This window comes from Streptomyces sp. NPDC039609, from assembly GCF_055596705.1.
Window position 1 is genome coordinate 938005 of the sequence record NZ_JBVIUJ010000001.1, and the last position, 17512, is coordinate 955516.

Below are 17512 nucleotides of genomic sequence, written 5' to 3' on the forward strand. Positions count from 1 at the left end.
GGTCTTTCGCGTCAGCTCAACTGGTGAGGTGCCGTCGGGCGAAAGGCGCCGTTCCTAGGACGAATGCGGTGAAGGCGACCAGGCGCTGGAGGCCCGGTTGAGCGGCGAGGCTGCTGTGCTGGATGCCATAGGTCGCGTACCAGTTGGCGGCGAGGTCGGTCGTCATGATGGCGCAAGCGAGGTCTGTCCCTCGACGCTTGCCGCTGATCAGAAGCGCAGCTGTGAGCAGGTCGAGGAGCGCCAGCGAGGACCAGTAGAAGTTGAGCCACTTCGGAGCCCATTCGTAAGCTACAAGGCCGTGGTGAAGAAGGTCGGCGACATGTACGACGGTGCCAACGAGGAACAGGCCAGCGGTAATAGCGCCCACCACTATCACCACCCAGACTGGGGTGCGGTGCATCCAAGCGATCACGTCACGGATCGTCCCAGCCGCCGGTGTGTCGCGTCCGGCAGTTGACGGAAGATGATCTCTCTTCGTGAAACCTGGAGATCTGACCAATGCTCAGTGGGCCCGGCTGGGGCCGTTGTTGCCAACGGGCAAGAAGCCGGGACGGCCGCCGATACGGACCCGGCGGCAGCTGGTCAACGGCATACGGTGGCGGACACGGACCGGGGCGCCATGGCGGGACGTGCCAGAACGGTACGGTCCCTGGGGCCGCGTGTACGACCTGTTCCGTCGCTGGCAGCGGGACGGCACCTGGAAGCGCTTCCTCGCCGAACTGCAGGCCCAGGCCGACTCGAAGCATCTGATCACGTGGGACATCAACGTCGACTCCACGGTGTGCCGAGCCCACCGGCACGCCGCCGGGGCACGGAAAAGGGGGAACTGCAGGTCGAGCCGCCAGGTGGCCTCGACATCGAGCCAGCCGACCACGGACTCGGACGCTCACGCGGAGGTCTGACCACCAAGCTGCACCTGGCCGTCGAACAGGGCCAGAAGCCGATGTCGTTCGTGATCACAGCCGGGCAACGCGGGGACTCTCCACAGGTTGAGCCCGTACTGAAGCAGATCCGGGTACATCGTCTGGGACCGGGCAGGCCCCGCACCCGCCCTGACCGGGTGCGGGCCGACAAGGCGTACGCCTCCCGGAGGAACCGTGCCTACCTGCGCAGACGCGGGATCCGCTGCACCATCCCGGACAAGGCTGACCACGCCCGCAACCGGAAGAAGCTCGGTGCCTGCGGCCGCCCGCCGAAGTTCGACAAGGCCGACTACCGTGAGCGCCACGCGGTGGAGTGTGGCATCAACCGCCTCAAGAGACACCGGGCGGTGGCTACCCGCTACGAGAAACTCGCTGTCCGCTACGAAGCCCCCGTCCTCGTTGCGGCCATCAACGAATGGCTGTGACCGGCACGGAAACCAGTTCGCCCCACTGCCGTGTGACCGGGAAACTCGCCTCATGACCACAGACTTCACCGTGCGCCCCGCCCGACCCGCCGATGCGGGCCGCCTGGCCGAACTCCGATGGACGTTCAAGCAAGAGGACTACGAAGGACTAAGACCGACCCGCGCGCGGCCCCTGGAAGAGGCAGAGCACTGGATCCACGACCGGCTCAGGGATGGCTACTGGTTGGCCTGGGTCGCGGAGACCGAAGGCGAAATCTGTGGTCACGTCTTCCTCTGTCTGGTGGAGCGGATGCCGGAGCCCTACGAGGACAACAACCCGGTCGGCTATGTCACGAACTACTTCGTCCTGCCGTCACATCGGAACAAAGGAGCTGGCTCCGCGCTCCTTGAGGCGCTGAAGCAGCATTCACGCAGCGCAGGCCTCGAGGGCTTGATCGTCTGGCCGTCAGAGCGCAGCACGCCGCTCTATCGGCGCCTCGGTTTCCAGTCCCCAGAGGAACTCTTGGAACTTCCACTCGACACCTGATGAGATCCACTTCCGATACACGGCCTAGCAGCACCAGCAGCACCAGCAGCACTAGCAGCACCAGCAGCACTAGCAGCGATGAACACGCGGCGAGTCACATGAGCGTGCTGCCGAGCGCGGGAGTGCGGCCGATCGGCCACCCGCTCGCTCGGCGGCGCCCTCAGGGCGATGTGACGGACCGCCAACGAACAGGGGGAGTTCATGGCACTGCATCCGGAAGGCATGTTCACCAGCGGACCGATCGCGCACCTCGTCGGGCTCGCAGCCGGCGGGCCCGACCCGCTGGAATGGGAGGTGTTGCGCTTCAAGAGGGTCTCGCGGACCAACCATTGGGACGCGTCCTGGCGTTGCGCCCTCCAGCCGCTCGCCTCCCAACTGGACTACCTGGCCACCGCGTTCAGCGACGAGTTCTTCGCGACCTGTCCGGACGACACTCGGCGGGCATGGACGACAGCCGCCGGAAACAAGCGCCTTCCCGAGTTCATGACCGAGCTGGCGATGCTGCTGCGGCTCGCGGACCGTGAGTGGGACGCCTCGTACGAGGAGGTACCGCTCGCCGCATGGGAGGTGCGCACGCAGTTCCCGCTGCTGCGCGCTCTGGACGACTGGACGTACGACGGCGAGCACGCCTCGTACGAGGACAGCCTGAGGGCGTTCATCGAGAGCGAGCACCCTTTCTGCTTCTACGAGTTGCTACCGCGCCTCACCCAGGCTCTGGAGGCACAGGCCCTCTGCACGCAGTCGGCCGCCTTCGCCGCGTCCTTCCGGACCCTCGTACCGGAGGCGACGCCGGAGGTCCTGAACACCCTCGCCTGCACCACGTTCGCCCACATGACGGAGCACCATGGCTGAGCAGACGACCTCGTACGCCGTCTTCCACGACGAGCCCTTTTCCGAACTGCACGGGCACGCGTCCCAAGTGGTCGTCAGCGCCGACGAGCAGTGGATCGCGGTGAGTTCGGTGCTGCAGGGAAGCAGCGTCGTCGCGCTCTTCCGCGCCGCCGACCTGTCCTGCGCCCACCTGCTGACCTTCACGACGGATGCCGAGTCGATCGCCTTTCACCCCACGCTCCCGCTCCTCGTCGTCGGCCTGGACAACTATGACGAGTACCGACGTGAAGGCGGCCTCACCCTCTTCGAACCCGGCACTGGCCACCGCGTCGACTTCGCCGACCCCGCCTGGGGCATCGAGCCGGTCCGCTGGCTGGACGACCGCACCCTCGAGCTCACCTTCTTCGCCCTGCACCCGGACGACGAGTACACGCACCTGATGTCCCGGGCCACCGTCGTACGCGACAACTGGCTCGGCCTCACCCCCGACGCCCTCGACCTGACAGCGCTCGACCGGACCCCGCTCGACCCGGACGGCCCGTCCCCGTACGACGACATACCGCTCGCGCAGCCGCTGCTGCGCGAACTCGCCGAGCGGGCCGGCCGGACGTACGACGCGCGGGGCGGGGTTCGAGCCGTGGCCGGGCTGCGTGACGGCCGTGTGCTCGCCACCCGCATGCACACAGCGGTGGAGTGCTGGGGCCGGGACGGATCGCTGCAGTGGAGCGTCCCCGCGCCCTCGGCGAGCGGCGGCACGCGGATCGAGCTCGCAGCCGACGAGCGGACGGTACGGGTCGCCGTCTCCGGCCCGGATTCCCGCACGCGGACCGACTTCCCGCTCGTCGCCACCTCGGACGGCACGGTTCTCGACCGCCCATCCGTGCCCTTCTCGGCCGCGCTGTCCGCCCGTACGGACGGGGTCTGGGCGATCCGGGACACCTACGACCGCAGCTTCGGGACCGAGCCGCCCACCCCACCCAACACCCGGATCTTCGCTGCCGACGGCACCCGGCTCGGCGCGGTCCACGAGCCCGACAGGTACGACCTCGTCCCGCTCGACGTCCGCCGCTGCCCCGAGCTGCTGTACGGACGGCGGCGCCGGGAGGTGATCGCCCTCGACCCGACCGGCACCGTCGAGACGACGCTCTTCACGGTCGACGCGCCTCTCGGCAGAGCGGTCTACACCGACGACGCGGCCGGCCCAGCGTTGTTGCACGGACGGACGGAGCTGGTCCGCAGGGCCTTCCCGTCGGGCGAGATCCTCTGGAGCCGTCCGCTGGAATCCGAGGTCAAGGACCTCGACACACATGCCGGGGTTCTGTACGCCCTGTGCGTCGACGGCACTCTCGTCTCCTGCGACACCGCCGACGGGACGGTGCTCGGCCGTCGCGCGCTGCCCTCGTACGGCCCCCTCTCGCTGCACGCTGCCCCGGACGGCACGCTCCTCGTCGGCACCGCCGCCGGCCAGATCCTGCGCCTTCCGGTGGACTCTCGCAGCCCGACCGGGCCGGCGGGCCGGTAGCGGCGGCGCGGGACACCGAGGTGGGGAAGGGGCCTGCGCCGCCGTTGGCAGGACGTACAACCGCGGCGAGGTCTTCGCCCCGCCGACGTGAGCGACATCGACGACCCGCACGGCTCGCCCCCCCGCCAGGGAAGTGACAGAGAGAGCCGATCAACCGTCAAAACCTCTCTCCAGAGCGCCTGCTGGCCACGAGCGCCGCCTCTGCGGCGGAGGTCACCGGCGACGGAACGCGTCTGGGGTTTCATCGTCGCGCTCCATGTGGCAGCGTGAGTGCCGTGATCATCAGGATTAGCGAGGCCCGTGTCCGTCCGGATCGCTTCGAGGCGTTCCGCGACGTGATCGTCAGTGCTGTGAGTGAATTCCCGTCTCTCCACCCCGGGTTGGTGGACCACGAGGTTCTGGTCGCGCCGCCGGACGGACTGTTGTACGTCAGTCGCTGGCGGAGCGAGGAGGATCTGGTCGCCTACGCCGGCGAGAACTGGCGTGACCAGCCGGTGGTTCTTCCCGGCGAGCAGGAGTACTTGGTGGCGCCACTTCAGGTTCGGCACTTCACGATCGCACCGTTGACCTGACGCCCGGCAGCGATGGCCCCGACGCAGCCGTACGCGTCGGCGCCTCGCCCGAAGTTGCGGGTCTGCTACTTCTCGTGCTGACGACGCACCATTTCGGCGATCCAGGCAGGCGCGAACGGGGACGTGCAGTTCGGGGGAGTCGGGTAGTCCTTGAGCACTTCCAGGCGCTCGCCGATGTCGATCGCGCGGGCGCGGTACTCGGCGTGCTGAATCCCGATCTGAGCCAGGCAGTGGTTCATCGCCCACTGCAGACGATCGGGCGCGTCCTTCATCTCCGCCTCGATGACGTCGAGCAGTCCCGCGAGGTCGAGGCCCTCGGGCTTCTTCGCCACCCGCTCGGTGGTCAGCGCCCAGCCGGCGCTCGCGACCACAGGATCCGGGTCCTTGAACCAGGCGAGGCGCAGTTCTTCGGAGGCCGGGTTCTTCTTCACCACGTAGTTCACGAGCCAGTCGTGAACCTTGGGGGCGCGCGCCTCCCGCACCATGGTGTCCAGCTCGTCGCGCTCGAATGCCTTCGGACGGCAGATCAGCATCGCCAGGAGCCTCGCCGCGGTGTCTTCCGTCGCCCAGAGTTCGCGCGCGAGATCCTGCTGCGTCTTGAGCTGCTTCGCGAGTGCGCGCAGCCTGCCGAGGTTCACGCCGTGATCGTCACCGCGCTTCTCGTTCGCCGCACGCATCTTCGGGTCCTCAAGCGCGGCCAACTCAGCCATGACCTGCGCCACCGTCGTCCCGGTCACGTCAGCCTCCTGTCCGTCGAGCATGGAATCCAGCCTACGGCTCGACGGTGACGGGCAGCCCTTGGCGACCCCGAGGCCGGATCGTCGTTCCCATCCGTCCGAGTGCGAGCGGGACCGCACTCGGACCACAGCGAACCGAGGTTGTCCTTCCTGTCCCTGGTGAGTGTGATGTCGATCACTCCCTGCGATCCGCCGGCGGGCGCTCTGCAAACCGCTCCGGCAGCGGCCCGCTCGCTCATCGAGCGGGCCCATGCCGCGGCTGCCGCTGTACGGGCCCGGTGCCTGCGGGCGGGCGAGGCCGTCGACGCATCCCTGACAGCGCCATCGCCGTCACCGCTCGCGCGTCCGTGATGAGAGGCGGCTGGTGCCATCCCATGAGCGGCGCCGCGCGACTCAGACCATGGGAAGGGATGGATCGGGAGTCCAGGGGGTTGGTGCGGTGATGGCCCAGCGTTCGTGGTCCCGCCAGGCCCCGTCGATGTAGAGGTACGCGGGCGCAATCCCTTCGTAGCGGAAGCCCAGCCGCTGGATCAAGGCGAGGGACGCCTTGTTACCCGGTTGAATGTTGGCTTCGAGTCGGTGGAGCCGCAGGTCGGTGAAGGCGTGCTGCAGGGTGGCGGCGAGCCCCTCGGTCATGTATCCGTGCCCTGCGGACGGGGCGAAGGCCGCGTAGCCGAGGGACGCGCCCTGGTAGCGGCCCCGGATGATCGAGTTGATGTTGACCATGCCGGCCGCTGCGCCGGTCTCCCGGACACGTATCAGGAAGCCCCGGTTGGTGGCGTCGTCGAAGCGGCTCATCCAGACCTGGAACTCCTCGGCGGTCGCGGGTAGTTGCATCCATGGCCCGTGCAGCTCGGAGCTGGCCTGCACGAGCGTGCAGAACTCGTCCTGGTCGGAGCGGGTCAGCGGGTGGAGTTCAATGCGTGACGGCTTCTTGAGCATGGACCAACGTTAGGGCCTGTGAGTACCGGGGCACCCCGAGTGATCCACTACTGGGATGACCTTGGCGTGGGTCGTGGCGATGCGACCGGCGCGCGGCGGGCGGTGCTGGAACCGCCGGGGCCGCCGTTGCCGGGGGCTGCCGGCCCGGCCCAACGGAGACGGTTGCGCGTCCAACTGGTCACGCGGGAGGGCGGTCGATCCGGTGTCACCGCTGCCCTCCCAGATCGCCGTGATCCGGCGGGGCTGGATAGGGCCGATGACCTTCTCGCCCCGCGGCGTCCGCCGGATGGGCCTTGGCGGTCAGCCGCTGTCCTAGGTTCTGGCTCTCGGTGGGCGACGGTCCACGTGACGATCGTGGCGAAGTGCGGTGCGGCCTGTGGGCGTTGGCGAGTTCGTCGGTTCGCCCACACGGCCGAGCGGTACTTGGAGCCGGTTCCACGCTCCGGTAGCCGAACCTGAGGGCCCGTCCCGCGTCAGGGTGGATATCGACACCCACAGCGCGATCGTCCTCGCGGGACGCGAGGAGCACCGTCTGGCCCTACTCGCGGGTAGGGTCGGTGTTCATGACACGTGTTGCGCTGGTGGGTGTGGGTGCGGTGGGGGGCGTCATGGCCGCGGGCCTGGCTTCGACCGGGCGGCTGGAGGTGACCGCGTGCGTGCGCTCCCCACTGGGCGAGCTGCGGATCGACGGGCCCGACGGGGCAGTTGAAAAGGTATCGATTCCGCAGGTCCTCGACCCTGCCCAGGCGTGTGCGGTCGACTGGGTGGTGCTGGCGACCAAGGCACACCAGACGGCGGGCGCGAAGCCGTGGCTGGAACGGCTGTGCGCCGCCGGCACTCGTGTCGTGGTGCTGCAGAACGGCGTCGAGCATCGTGAGCGCGTCGCCCCGCTTCTGGGCGCCGCGGCCCGCGTGCTTCCGGCTGTGGTGGAGATCTCCGCCGAGTCGCCGCAGCGTGGCCACATCCGGCTGTTCAACCGCCCGAGGATCGTGGTCCCCGAGGACGACGACGGTGTGGAGTTCGCTGCCCTGTGCCAGGGCAGTGGCATCACCGTGGCCCTGACCGACGACTTCGTGACTGCCACCTGGGAGAAGCTGTGCCTGAACGCGGCCAACGGCGCCATCACCGCTCTGACGATGCGCCGTATGCCGGTCTTCGACAATCCGCGCGTCGCACAGTTGGGCCGCGCGTTGGTGGAGGAGGCGCGGCAGGTTGCTACCGCTTCAGGTGCGAACCTGCCCGATGACCTGGCCGACCAGGTCATCGCCCGGCTGCGAACGATGCCGGCGGAGTCCGGCAGCAGCATGCTGTGGGACCGCCTGGCCGGCCGCCCACTGGAATACGACGCTCGCAACGGCGCTGTCGTGCGCGCGGGTGCCCGCCTGGGCATCCCCACCCCGCACAACGAAACTGTCACCGCCCTGTTGGAGGCCGTCAGCGCATCCGGGATGTGACGCAGCGGCACCAGTCAAAAGGCTGGTGACCTGAGTCGTTCGGGCTCAGTCCCACCAGAGCGACCACATCGTCGAACGGACCATGCCGTCGCCGGTGGGGGTCCTGCACCGTGTCGCTGCAGTAGCCGAGCAACTCCGTGGCAGGACTCAACAAGGAAACAGGCCCTGGATGACGCGCCGCTGCGGCTGCGGCACCGCTCCTCGAAGGGGCGGTGCGCAGCAGTCGGGAGCACCACCCACCGCGGACGACGTGGCAGTGCTAGAGAGGTCGGCGAGGGTGCGGGACGGTGGGTGCGGAGCGGGACGGCCTGCCGAGCCGCACCGGGACTCCGGGGGAGTACAGGACGCTGACCGGGGCCTCGCGTGGCGTCGGGAGGCCGGCCGAAGCGAGCAGGTTCTCCTCGCACGTGAGCAGCTCCGCTCGGTACAGCGGCCAGCGCGGATGGTCGTTCGGCAGATACGCAGCCCCGCCGAAGAAGCCGTTGTGCATACCCCACCGGGCGGTGAGGAAATGCTCCAGCGCGGTGGGCTCGTCGATCCGCTTGCCCCTGGCCACCGTGATACGGCTGTGCGCCCCGCGCGGGCCGGGCCAGCGGCGTGAACTGGCGTAGTCGACGGTGTCGCCGTCGGTGCGGACGCTCATCCGGGACCACAGATACGGCAGCCGGAAGCCGACCCGCCCCATCACGACCGGGATGAGCCGTGACGCGTCCATCGACCGGAACACGACACCGCGCCGCCCGTGCGCGTCGACCGAGTACAGGCGCACATTGGTCTCGGGGAACGAGCCGAGGTACGGCACTCCGGGCAGCCGGAGCCAGCCGACCCGGTGCATCCGGAAGGCCACGAGCCCCACGTAGCTGACCCCGTCGTATGTGTCGGGCACCGTCCCGCTCGGCAACAGCGGGGCCACGACGTCCGGGTCGACGGCCCAGTGGATGAAGGCGAGGTCGAGCCACTCCTGGGTGAGGAGCGGGTCGCGTATGGGGGAGGGTGCGTCGGGAGTCACGGACGAGGGGGGCTGCACGGCGCAAAGAATGACAGAGCACCCGCGCGCCGCCGCTCCACACCCCCTCCGGTCGCCCGAAATGCCCGATCTGCGGACTGCTGTGGCAGAGCCTTTGCGCGGCCCGGCTTTCCGCGGGACGGGTCCAAGGGTCTGCGGAGGCCCGCCGCTCCAGTTCGGCAAGGCCGACTTGACAGGCTCGTAGTCGTCGAGGGCCACGACCAGAGCAAATACACGACGCTCCAGCCCGAGGTAGTCCTCGGGTTCCACGACTTGTGCCTCGTGCTTGACGACGGCGAGTGGTTCATGGGGCAGCTCGACACCGACGGATCAGTCCCTTGCTGGGCCTCCTACTGCCCCGACCTGGCCGGGGGCCTCCTGCTGGGCCTCCTACTGCCCCCGACCTGGCCGGGGCCATCCGCAACCTGTGAGCCACCCATTCGGCCATATTCACAACGGGCCCGAGCCGCCCAGGTCGAACTCGGAGCTGGGGTTCACCTTGATCTGGAGGCCAAGGCCCGCCACCCGTGTGGGTAGGTCGTGTGGCCCTTCCGCCTGCAGCACCATCTCGTCGTCACCGAGCGGCACCGGGTCGATGTCCAGCAGGGTGCCGCCGACGGTGGACAGCTTGGCCGCCAGATCGCCGAGGTCGGTGCCGACCGGCACCGTCAAGAGCCACTTCATCGACACCTCTCGGGTCACGCGATCCGGGGCCCGTTCTCGGTCGTATCCGGATTCACTGCATCCGCGCCGAGCTTTCCGCAGCTCAGGGCTTCCGCAGCAGGAATGAGTACGACGCCGCAGCGTTCACGATCCCACGCCCGTAGCCCGGATCCCAGGCCTTGCCGGTCGTGTTGACCAGCCCGGCCAGCAGCGCCTCGCGCAGCTCCTCCGGGCTGAGTCCGGGGAACGCGGAGAGCATCAGGGCCGCGACTCCCGCAGCAACCGGTGTGGCCGCCGACGTCCCGTTGTCGAAAGGCGACCTGGGGGGCGCCGGAACTCCGCCGGGGCGCCCCGGGCCGAAGTTCCCGAAGAGGTGCGTGTACGACGCGAAGTCCGGCTTCTGCGACTCGAACATGCCGGGTCCTTGAGAGGAGTAACCGACGCGCTCTTGTTGGCTGTTGACCGCGGCGACCGTGATGACCTCCAGAAGGCTGTTGGAGGCGTGGACGGAGCGGCCGGGGCCGATGCCGGAGCGGTCGCAGGCACCGCTCGGGCACTGTGCGCCGCAGTTGCCCGCCGCGAAGAACGCCGCCGCGCCGGAGGCCACGACCTCGCGCACCTTGCGGTGGAGCGGGTGGTCGAGGTCCCAGATCTCGTGCCCGGGCGCCAGCTCGCGGCGCGGGACGCCGGTGAACCCGTAACTGTTGTTCGTCAGGTGCGGCGTGCCGTCGAGTCGACGGTGCTCCAGCACCGCCTGGAACATCGTCAGGGCCCCGCCGGAGTCGGGCTGCCCGAGGAAGGGGTAGTCGTACAACCTGGCCGCGGGCGCCGCGACGAGGACGTCAGCCGCGCACATCGAGCCGTGGCTGGTGATCGGGGCGGCCCCGGGCTGCAGGGTCGCTCCCGGACGGGTGAAGCCGCCGGAGACCGGATAGACCTGCCCGTTCACGCCTTCGTCGATGATGCCGACGACGACGTTCTGCCCTCGGAAGCCGTCCTGCCACGGCCGGGCGACGCCCAGCAGGGCTCGGATGGTGTCAAGGGTGGCCCCGGGGCGGAACGGCCGGCAGTCGAGGCCTGTACGCGAGCGAGCGAGGTCGAACGCGTTCGCCTCGACATCCATGCCCGGCTCGCCCGGACTGCCCTCGTCCTGGTAGAGGTGGAGCGGGGAGCTCGCCCATACGCGGACACCTTCGCGCTCGCGCAGCTCCGCCAGTTTGGTGGGGTCCACTTCGACCGGCAGCACGACCGAGGTCGGTGCGATGTCGGGGTTGGTTTCCGGAACCGCGAACTCCCGCAGGGACCTCAGCGGCTCGGGGCTCCCGCCACCTTCCGGGGGTGGGCTGAACATGGGGACGGGTACGAAGTTCTCGCCCGGCTCGACACCGAGCCCGGCCACTCTGTCGAGTTCGGGAAGGGCCTGGTCGAGGGCCGAGGTCTCGGAGGCAACGGCCGCCCTGAAGGCACCGAACCCCTCGGGCTGGATGTGTGACGCTTCGGTTTCGAGCAGCACCTTGATCTTGGCCATGGTTCGGCTCTTCTCTCCGTCCGTTGGGAACCAGGCTGCTGCGTGGCCCTCTGGCGCGGCCGGAGCGTGCTTCGCATCGCGACCGTGCGTCGGACAGTCGTACTGGCACCTGCGAATCCGCGGGAACCGCGGTCGGGTCGGACCGGGACCGCTCAGTGTCGTGACCCCTCGGTCGGGCGTCGAGTCGGTCGGACGTCGAGTCGGTCGGACATCGGGTCGGCCGGACGTCGGGTCGGCCGGGGTCACGGCAGGACTGGGGTAGCGCGCCGGAGAATCGGCACCTACCACAAATCTATTGATATCGCCCATCATGTGCAACTCTGATGAGGTAGTTGACAGTTGCACGGCGGCTGGCCGTGATCAGTGTCGATACCTTGGTCGGCCATTCCCGTGGCGCGTCCGTGAACCGCCACCCCCGATGGATGAACGCGGCGTACGTTCCCGGTCGACCGCATGGCCTTCGCCGCCGGCGCCGACAGCCCCGTCGCCGGCCCTGGCGCGCCGACGTGCCCCAGGAACTTGCAGCCGCAGTCGCCCTGTCGTGCGCGCCGTGCACGTTCGAACGCTCCGGCGCGCCCGTCGTGCGCGCCGTGCCCTTTCGAACGCTCCGGCGCCCAGTCCTCCGCGCCGTAGGGCTTGACGCCAGGTCAGGGCGGCCGGCCCCGTGTCCCATGGGCAACGCTCGCCCGGGGCGTCAGCCGGCCGCGAGCACCTCGATGCCGCGCGCCGTGAGCTGCTCGATCGCCGGGTCGTGCGGGGTGGCGTCGGTGATCAGGCCGTTGATCTCCTCCCAAGGCAGGACGCGGAACCGTGAAGCGGTGCCGATCTTCTCCGAGGAGGCGAGGACGTAGGTGTCCGCGGCCCGTGCGGCCAGGGCGCGCTTCATCGCGGCCTCCTCGGCGTCGCCGGTGGTCAGACCCGCGTCCGGGTGGACACCGGTGACACCGAGGAAGCAGAGGTCGGCGGAGACGTTCTGTGCGGCCTCGACCGCGGCCGCACCACACGCCACCGCGGAGTGCTTGAAGATACGGCCACCGAGCAGGAAGACCTCCGCCTGCGGATGATCGAGGAGGGCGGCGGCGATCGTCGGACTGTGAGTGATCACGGTGCAGGCCAGGTCCCGGGGAAGCGCATGGACGACCGCGAGGGCAGTGGTGCCGCCGTCGAGGATCAGTGCGCCGCCCGGCCGCACCAGCCCGGCAGCTACGGACGCGACCTTCCGTTTCCCGTCCGGGGCGACGGACTGCCGGGCGTTGTAGTCGGCCACGGCAGGTGAAGCGGGCAGCGCCCCGCCGTAGACCCGCTGGCACAGCCCCTCGCTCGCGAGATCGCGCAGGTCGCGCCGCACGCTGTCCTCGGAGATCCCCAGCGAGGCGGCGACGTCCTTGGCGATGATCTTGCCCTCGCGGGCGAGCAGATCCAGCAGGTGGTCGCGCCGTTCGGCAGCCAGCATCCGTACTCTCTCCTGTTCTTGCACGTTTCTGCATGTATCGTAGCGCGCCATGACCGACAAGCCCCTGCTCGTCCTCATTGCCGGGCCCTATCGCTCCGGCGCCGACGGAGATCCGCAGGCCATGGCCGCCAACCTCGCCCGTCTCGAAGCCGCCGCGTGGCCGATCTTCGCCGCGGGCCACCTCCCCGTGATCGGGGAGTGGATCGCCCTGCCCGTCCTGGGCTCGGCCGGCGCCGGCCCCACCGACCCCCTCGCCGACCAGGTGCTGTACCCGGCCGCCGAGCGCTTGCTCGTCCACTGTGACGCCGTACTGCGACTGCCGGGCGACTCCACCGGTGCCGACCAGGACGTCGCCACAGCTCGCCGCCGCGGCCTGCCCGTCTACCACGACGTCACGCAGATCCCGCGCCGGACCCCGAGGGAGGGCGCGTGAGCCCACACCCCGGCATCGACGCCCCCGACCACCGCGGTCGCACCGGCCTCGACCGCGCCGGACGCGACCTGGACCGGAACCCCGATGTCGTGATCCGCGACGTCGAGCTCACCTCCCAGGGGTGGCACGTGCTGCGACGCACCACCTTCGACTACCGCCGCCGCGACGGACGCTGGGTCACCGAGCAGCGCGAGACCTACGACCGCGGCAACGGCGCCGTCGTCCTGCCCTACGACACCGAGCGCCGGCGCGTCCTGCTCACCCGTCAGTTCCGCTACCCGGCCTACGTCAACGGCCACCCCGACGGCATGCTGGTCGAAGCCGCTGCGGGGCTGCTCGACGCGGACGACCCGCCGGCCGCCGTCCGACGTGAGAGCGCCGAGGAGCTCGGAGTCACCCTCGGCCCGCTCACCCACGTCCTCGATGCCTTCATGAGCCCCGGCTCCGTCACCGAACGGCTCCACTTCTTCGCCGCCCCCTACACTCCGGCCGACCGGACCGGGGCCGGCGGCGGACTCGAGGAAGACGGCGAAGACATCGAGGTCCTCGAACTGCCGTTCGCCGAAGCGCTCGCCATGACCCGCGACGGACGTATCACCGACGGCAAGACCATCCTGCTCCTGCAATGGGCAGCCTTGGACGGCCCTTTCGCCCCGGCCGCCGTCCACTGACGGCACCGCCCCTGACCCGGCCGGACCTGCTCCAGACATGCGGGCCGGCGTCGGGGGCTTGGGGACGGTGCCCGGCTGAGACTCGGCAAGGGTGCTGAACTGGCCGGGGTAGACCATGTGGTGGCGCGTCCGAGCGCCGCAGGACCTGCCACCAGGGGGGGCGAGCGGGACCGGCGCGTCTGGCAGGGGGTCGGTGCAGAACCGCGACGTCGGGGCTGCCTTTTCCGTAGACCGCTTCCCGTACGAGGCGGGAACGTGCGATGTCACTCGTGCGTCGGCGCAGCTCGGGGATCAGGGCCCCGGCCGGGAAGGGGGCCCGGCCGGGAAGGGGGCCCGGCCGGGGTGGTGCCGTGTCAGTTTTCGGGGCACTCCTTCCACGCGAGGTGGTAGACGGTGCTGATGTCACCGTCGGTGGAGTCCATGGTCATGTAGCTGGTGGTGGCCGGGTTCGACGTGCCGGCGTTCACGCGGAGCTCGGTGTTGATGTTGAAGTTCCGCTGCACGCCGCAAGGCGCCCACACGAGCTGCGCCCAGTCGGTGTCGTCGGTGGCCTGCCAGTTGTCCTCGTACGGGCCTCGGAAGGTATGGGTCCGGGACGCGGTGTTCGGCGAGCCCTGGAAGTAGTACGAGGCCTTCTCGGTGCTGCTCGCGCCGGGTCGGAGCGACGCGTAGCCGCGGTAGTCGGCGCTGGCGATGGCGTACGTGAATCCCTGGGGCACGTGCACCAGCAGGTTGAGCTGACAGTTTCTGCGGGCTGCCGTGGGCGGGGCGTTGCCGCCCACCTGCGCAAGGTACTCGCTGTAGGTGACGGTGAAGGCGGTGTTGTCCTCGGACACGGCGATGGCGGCGGTGCCCAGGGGGCAGCCGGAGCCGTTCACCGTGGCGATGTCGATGACGATCTTGTCCGGGGGCGGGTCGACGATCGACGACGGGCTCGCCTGTGTGGGTAGGGCCGAGGCGAACAGAGCGGTGATCGCTCCGCTCACGAGCAGGGGGACTCTCATGGTTCTCCCATCCAGTGCTTCACTGCCGGGCGATCGCGGGCGCACGGGTGCGTCCGGTCGCGGGGCGGGTTGCGGCGCGCCGCAGGTGCGGGCGGCAGGCATGGACCTATTGCGTGGATCGAGGCGCCGGCGGTGCGGAGGGTAGTCCAACAAGCAATCGTTGAACTATCATGGACATGTCAGGTTTGGATTCTGGAGCTCCCACCAGTGCGGGCGGGAGTGGTCGAATGCTAGAAGCCCGGGCGCGGAAGGGCAGGGGGGAGCCCGGCCAACAATCGCCGCGCGAACGGCCCTCCTTTGGCTCGGAACAGTGGTTGTCGCCCCTGGCGTCCCACATGAACCGGGCGTCCCGCGCGCCCCTCGCGTCACTCCTGCGTTCTATGCGTTCTCTACGTCCGGCGCCCGCCCGGCCGCCACAGCCTTCAACCGAGCTGCTGGGCCAGGCCGACGATGATTCCCTCGGGGCCGCGGACGTAGCACAGCCGATAGACGTCCTCGTACTGCGCCAGCTCGCCGACGAGTTCTGCGCCGTGGGTGCGCAGTCGGGCGACGACGTCCTCGATGTCGTCGACAGCGAACATGACGCGACGAATGCCCAGCGTGTTCGCCGGCGCGTCCTTCGGCTCCGTACGGATCGCCTTCGGCTGGTGGAACATCGCCAGCTCGATTCGTCCGTGGCCGTCCGGGGTCCGCAGCATGGCGATGTCCTGTCGGACGTCGTCGACCCCGATGACACGCTCCACCCAACGTCCCTCGATCGGCGCCTTGCTCTCCAGCTCCATGCCGAGTTCGACGAAGAACGAAACGACAGCGTCGATGTCCTCGACAACGATGAGGACGTTGTCCATCCGTTGGATCGTCATGCCGGGTCTCCTTGGTGTCGTACGGCCACGGTGACCGCTTACGCCCCTGAGGCGGAGCCGCCACGCCGTTCTCGACATCCCTGCCACAACCTCTTCGAGTGCCGGGTGGGATCGGCGGGCGCCGGGAAACCCCGTCCCAGGCCACGCCCGTGAGGCCTGGGACGGCACACCTTCCAGGCCCTGCACGCCACCCCGGTCCGGCACCGAGCGACCCGGCCAGAGGGCGGGCGCCCATCGCGATGAGGTTCAGAACGTGTGCCGGCGCCGCAAGCCCATGGGGCGGCCGTCCGGATCGACGAGGAGGTGGTGCAGGGGCGTCGCCAGCACCCTCTCCGTCCTGGGCAGTTCCGGAGGGACGTACCGGCGCAGGCGGCCCGACGGCCGGGGGCCACGACACCCGCTGTCGTACCAGGCGTCCAGCGCGGCGGCGGTCTCCTCGAAGGCACCGAAGGCGGTCACGGGATCGCACAGGCCGTCCGGCGTCCACTCCTCCGAATCCTCGGCCGCACGCGTCCGCCCGCCCGCATCGGCGGGGGCATCGTGGTCGAGAGCTCCCAGGTGCTCGGACATCAGATCCAGGCGGAGGTTCCTGGCGAAGACGCGCGCGCCGTCTCCGAGTCCCGCCGGGTCGCGTGGCCGCCGTGGGTCCGGGCTCTCGTCGATCACGGCGCAGCTGAGTTCGGAATCATGGGTCCACGAGCGGAGGTTGACGTTGTCGGAGCCGACGGAGGCCCATACGTCGTCGATGACGCACACCTTGGCGTGGACGTAGACCGGGGTTCCGGCCCGGTTCTCCAGGCCGTACACCGCGACCCGGTCGCCGCCGGCACGGCGCAGCTTGTCCAGTGCCTTGATCCGTCCGATCAGGTTCATGGGCAGCGTGATCCGGCCGTCCTGCTCCGGGACGGAGGGGACGACGGCGATCAGCAGCAGTCGCGGATGCGCGGTCAGCGCCCGGGCGAAGCAGGCCACCACGCTCGGGGACCACAGGTACTGGTCCTCGACGTAGATCAGCGTCCGGGCCCGCCGCAGCGCCTTGAGGTATCCCCGTGCGATGCTGCGCTCCCCGTCGGGGGCGAAGGGGTATCCGCGCAGGAGCCGGTTCGGATACGTGCGGAGCAGCTGCACGGTGTGCGTGCCGCAAGGGGCGGGGTCGGCTTCCTGCGGCGGCAGGCGGTCCGCGTCGGTGTCCTCCCGGTGCGCCAGCTCACGCAGTCGTGTGAGCGGGCTGCGGGTGAGCGGCGACGGGTCCTCCCACCGTTCACGGAAGACGGCTTCGACGTCGCCGACCACCGGCCCGCGAAGGGCGAGCTGCACGTCGTGCCACGGCGGGTGCGGGCCGTAGGCGGACGCCATGCTCAGCGACTGGCGGTCGCCGCGGTGGGTGGCGTCGTCGTTGCGGTTGTGGCAGAGGTCGATTCCGCCGACGTACGCGACATCCAGCTGCTCGCGGCCGGGATGGCGCAGCACCACCAACTTCTGGTGGTGGGAGCCCCCGGGCCGCACCCGCATGTCGAGCAGACACTCGCCGCCGGCTTCCTCGATCTCCTTGCCCAAGTGGAGGTTCTGCTCCTCACTGAAATGGAACTTGTCCAGGTGGGAGCGCCACAGCAGTCCCTTGACGATGACGCCGCGCTCGGCCGCGTGGCACAGGACCGTGCCGATCTCGGTGCCGGGCCCGTCAAGCCTCTCGTCGGGGTCGCCGCGCCAGTCGGTGAACAGGAGCAGGTCGCCGGCGCGCATCGCGCGGACGGCTGCCAGGAGTTCTGTGAAGTAGGCAGCGCCGTGGACCAGCGGCCGTGCCTCGTTTCCCTCGGACCAGGCAACCCCGCCCGCGCGGCGTTCGTCCAGGCGCGTCGCGGAGTTGCCGCGTTCACCGGACAGCAGAAGCCACTCAGCATGGGTCACGACATCGGCCCTCCGATGTGCCCCTACCCACCACACCGCGTCCCATCCGAC

18 protein-coding genes are annotated in these 17512 nt (G+C 69.6%); 8 read left to right on the plus strand and 10 right to left on the minus strand.

The genetic code is table 11. From position 1 onward, the window contains the following. Positions 1-16 precede the first annotated feature (16 nt). Positions 17-412, minus strand: coding sequence for a hypothetical protein (locus tag ACZ561_RS04160; RefSeq protein WP_470989419.1), 396 nt, complete (start codon positions 410-412; stop codon positions 17-19). A gap of 64 nt (positions 413-476) precedes the next feature. Between ACZ561_RS04160 and ACZ561_RS04165 the strand changes: the two genes are divergently transcribed. The 5 genes from ACZ561_RS04165 to ACZ561_RS04185 all read left to right on the plus strand — a co-directional run bounded on the left by ACZ561_RS04165 (position 477) and on the right by ACZ561_RS04185 (position 4799). Next, a protein-coding gene (locus ACZ561_RS04165; RefSeq protein WP_470989421.1) for an IS5 family transposase occupies positions 477-1348 on the plus strand; the annotation gives its coding sequence in 2 pieces (ribosomal slippage) (positions 477-821 and positions 824-1348; 870 coding nt in all). A gap of 52 nt (positions 1349-1400) precedes the next feature. Then, complete coding sequence (locus ACZ561_RS04170; RefSeq protein WP_470989424.1) at positions 1401-1874, plus strand: GNAT family N-acetyltransferase; 474 nt, start codon at positions 1401-1403, stop codon at positions 1872-1874. Positions 1875-2075: 201 nt separating this feature from the next. Continuing rightward, the gene (locus tag ACZ561_RS04175; RefSeq protein ID WP_470989427.1) at positions 2076-2726 is read left to right on the plus strand and encodes a hypothetical protein; all 651 of its coding nucleotides are present in this window, start codon (positions 2076-2078) and stop codon (positions 2724-2726) included. Beyond that, positions 2719-4227, plus strand: a complete 1509-nt coding sequence (locus ACZ561_RS04180; RefSeq protein ID WP_470989430.1) for a hypothetical protein — start codon at positions 2719-2721, stop codon at positions 4225-4227. The genes ACZ561_RS04175 and ACZ561_RS04180 overlap by 8 nt, the downstream gene beginning before the upstream one ends. Before the next feature lie 266 nt (positions 4228-4493). Further along, entirely contained in the window at positions 4494-4799 is a 306-nt protein-coding gene (locus ACZ561_RS04185) for an antibiotic biosynthesis monooxygenase family protein (protein ID WP_470989432.1), read from the plus strand. 65 nt (positions 4800-4864) lie between these two features. Here the strand turns inward: ACZ561_RS04185 and ACZ561_RS04190 are convergent, their stop codons facing one another. Together ACZ561_RS04190 and ACZ561_RS04195 are read right to left on the minus strand one after the other, a co-directional pair. Then, the gene (locus ACZ561_RS04190) at positions 4865-5560 is read right to left on the minus strand and encodes a DNA alkylation repair protein (protein ID WP_470989435.1); all 696 of its coding nucleotides are present in this window, start codon (positions 5558-5560) and stop codon (positions 4865-4867) included. 369 nt (positions 5561-5929) lie between these two features. Beyond that, positions 5930-6478 (minus strand): GNAT family N-acetyltransferase, encoded by a 549-nt coding sequence (locus tag ACZ561_RS04195; protein ID WP_470989438.1) that lies wholly within the window; start codon positions 6476-6478, stop codon positions 5930-5932. A 563-nt stretch (positions 6479-7041) separates the two neighbouring features. On the opposite strand from ACZ561_RS04195, the gene ACZ561_RS04200 reads away from it, so the two are divergent. Next, a complete protein-coding gene (locus ACZ561_RS04200; RefSeq protein WP_470989441.1) occupies positions 7042-7932 on the plus strand; it encodes a 2-dehydropantoate 2-reductase in 891 nt (296 codons plus the stop codon). 259 nt (positions 7933-8191) lie between these two features. On the opposite strand, the gene ACZ561_RS04205 is transcribed toward ACZ561_RS04200, so the two are convergent. The 4 genes from ACZ561_RS04205 to ACZ561_RS04220 form a co-directional block, all read right to left on the minus strand. Continuing rightward, the gene (locus ACZ561_RS04205; protein WP_470989444.1) at positions 8192-8959 is read right to left on the minus strand and encodes a YqjF family protein; all 768 of its coding nucleotides are present in this window, start codon (positions 8957-8959) and stop codon (positions 8192-8194) included. Positions 8960-9388: 429 nt separating this feature from the next. Next, positions 9389-9622 (minus strand): hypothetical protein, encoded by a 234-nt coding sequence (locus tag ACZ561_RS04210; protein WP_470989446.1) that lies wholly within the window; start codon positions 9620-9622, stop codon positions 9389-9391. 82 nt (positions 9623-9704) lie between these two features. Continuing rightward, entirely contained in the window at positions 9705-11129 is a 1425-nt protein-coding gene (locus ACZ561_RS04215) for a S8 family serine peptidase (protein WP_470989449.1), read from the minus strand. Positions 11130-11823: 694 nt separating this feature from the next. Then, entirely contained in the window at positions 11824-12582 is a 759-nt protein-coding gene (locus ACZ561_RS04220; protein WP_470989451.1) for a DeoR/GlpR family DNA-binding transcription regulator, read from the minus strand. A 49-nt stretch (positions 12583-12631) separates the two neighbouring features. On the opposite strand from ACZ561_RS04220, the gene ACZ561_RS04225 reads away from it, so the two are divergent. Further along, on the plus strand, positions 12632-13015 hold the full coding sequence (locus ACZ561_RS04225; protein WP_470989453.1) for a DUF4406 domain-containing protein: 384 nt from the start codon (positions 12632-12634) through the stop codon (positions 13013-13015). Beyond that, positions 13012-13686, plus strand: coding sequence for an NUDIX domain-containing protein (locus ACZ561_RS04230; RefSeq protein ID WP_470989456.1), 675 nt, complete (start codon positions 13012-13014; stop codon positions 13684-13686). The genes ACZ561_RS04225 and ACZ561_RS04230 overlap by 4 nt, the downstream gene beginning before the upstream one ends. A gap of 353 nt (positions 13687-14039) precedes the next feature. Here the strand turns inward: ACZ561_RS04230 and ACZ561_RS04235 are convergent, their stop codons facing one another. The 3 genes from ACZ561_RS04235 to ACZ561_RS04245 all read right to left on the minus strand — a co-directional run bounded on the left by ACZ561_RS04235 (position 14040) and on the right by ACZ561_RS04245 (position 17461). Further along, positions 14040-14690, minus strand: coding sequence for a DUF4360 domain-containing protein (locus ACZ561_RS04235; protein ID WP_470989458.1), 651 nt, complete (start codon positions 14688-14690; stop codon positions 14040-14042). Positions 14691-15112: 422 nt separating this feature from the next. After that, entirely contained in the window at positions 15113-15553 is a 441-nt protein-coding gene (locus ACZ561_RS04240) for a VOC family protein (protein ID WP_470989461.1), read from the minus strand. A 246-nt stretch (positions 15554-15799) separates the two neighbouring features. Continuing rightward, a complete protein-coding gene (locus ACZ561_RS04245) occupies positions 15800-17461 on the minus strand; it encodes a phospholipase D family protein (protein WP_470989464.1) in 1662 nt (553 codons plus the stop codon). Positions 17462-17512: the final 51 nt, after the last annotated feature.

Excerpts from the sequence above, each read along its gene's own strand:
- ACZ561_RS04200 (WP_470989441.1), top strand. The coding sequence starts at position 7,042 with ATGACACGTGTTGCGCTGGTGGGTGTGGGTGCGGTGGGGGGCGTCATG.
- ACZ561_RS04225 (WP_470989453.1), top strand. The coding sequence starts at position 12,632 with ATGACCGACAAGCCCCTGCTCGTCCTCATTGCCGGGCCCTATCGCTCC.
- ACZ561_RS04240 (WP_470989461.1), bottom strand. The coding sequence starts at position 15,553 with ATGACGATCCAACGGATGGACAACGTCCTCATCGTTGTCGAGGACATC.
- ACZ561_RS04170 (WP_470989424.1), top strand. The coding sequence starts at position 1,401 with ATGACCACAGACTTCACCGTGCGCCCCGCCCGACCCGCCGATGCGGGC.
- ACZ561_RS04180 (WP_470989430.1), top strand. The coding sequence starts at position 2,719 with ATGGCTGAGCAGACGACCTCGTACGCCGTCTTCCACGACGAGCCCTTT.
- ACZ561_RS04190 (WP_470989435.1), bottom strand. The coding sequence starts at position 5,560 with ATGCTCGACGGACAGGAGGCTGACGTGACCGGGACGACGGTGGCGCAG.
- ACZ561_RS04220 (WP_470989451.1), bottom strand. The coding sequence starts at position 12,582 with ATGCTGGCTGCCGAACGGCGCGACCACCTGCTGGATCTGCTCGCCCGC.
- ACZ561_RS04195 (WP_470989438.1), bottom strand. The coding sequence starts at position 6,478 with ATGCTCAAGAAGCCGTCACGCATTGAACTCCACCCGCTGACCCGCTCC.
- ACZ561_RS04235 (WP_470989458.1), bottom strand. The coding sequence starts at position 14,690 with ATGAGAGTCCCCCTGCTCGTGAGCGGAGCGATCACCGCTCTGTTCGCC.
- ACZ561_RS04175 (WP_470989427.1), top strand. The coding sequence starts at position 2,076 with ATGGCACTGCATCCGGAAGGCATGTTCACCAGCGGACCGATCGCGCAC.
- ACZ561_RS04215 (WP_470989449.1), bottom strand. The coding sequence starts at position 11,129 with ATGGCCAAGATCAAGGTGCTGCTCGAAACCGAAGCGTCACACATCCAG.
- ACZ561_RS04210 (WP_470989446.1), bottom strand. The coding sequence starts at position 9,622 with ATGAAGTGGCTCTTGACGGTGCCGGTCGGCACCGACCTCGGCGATCTG.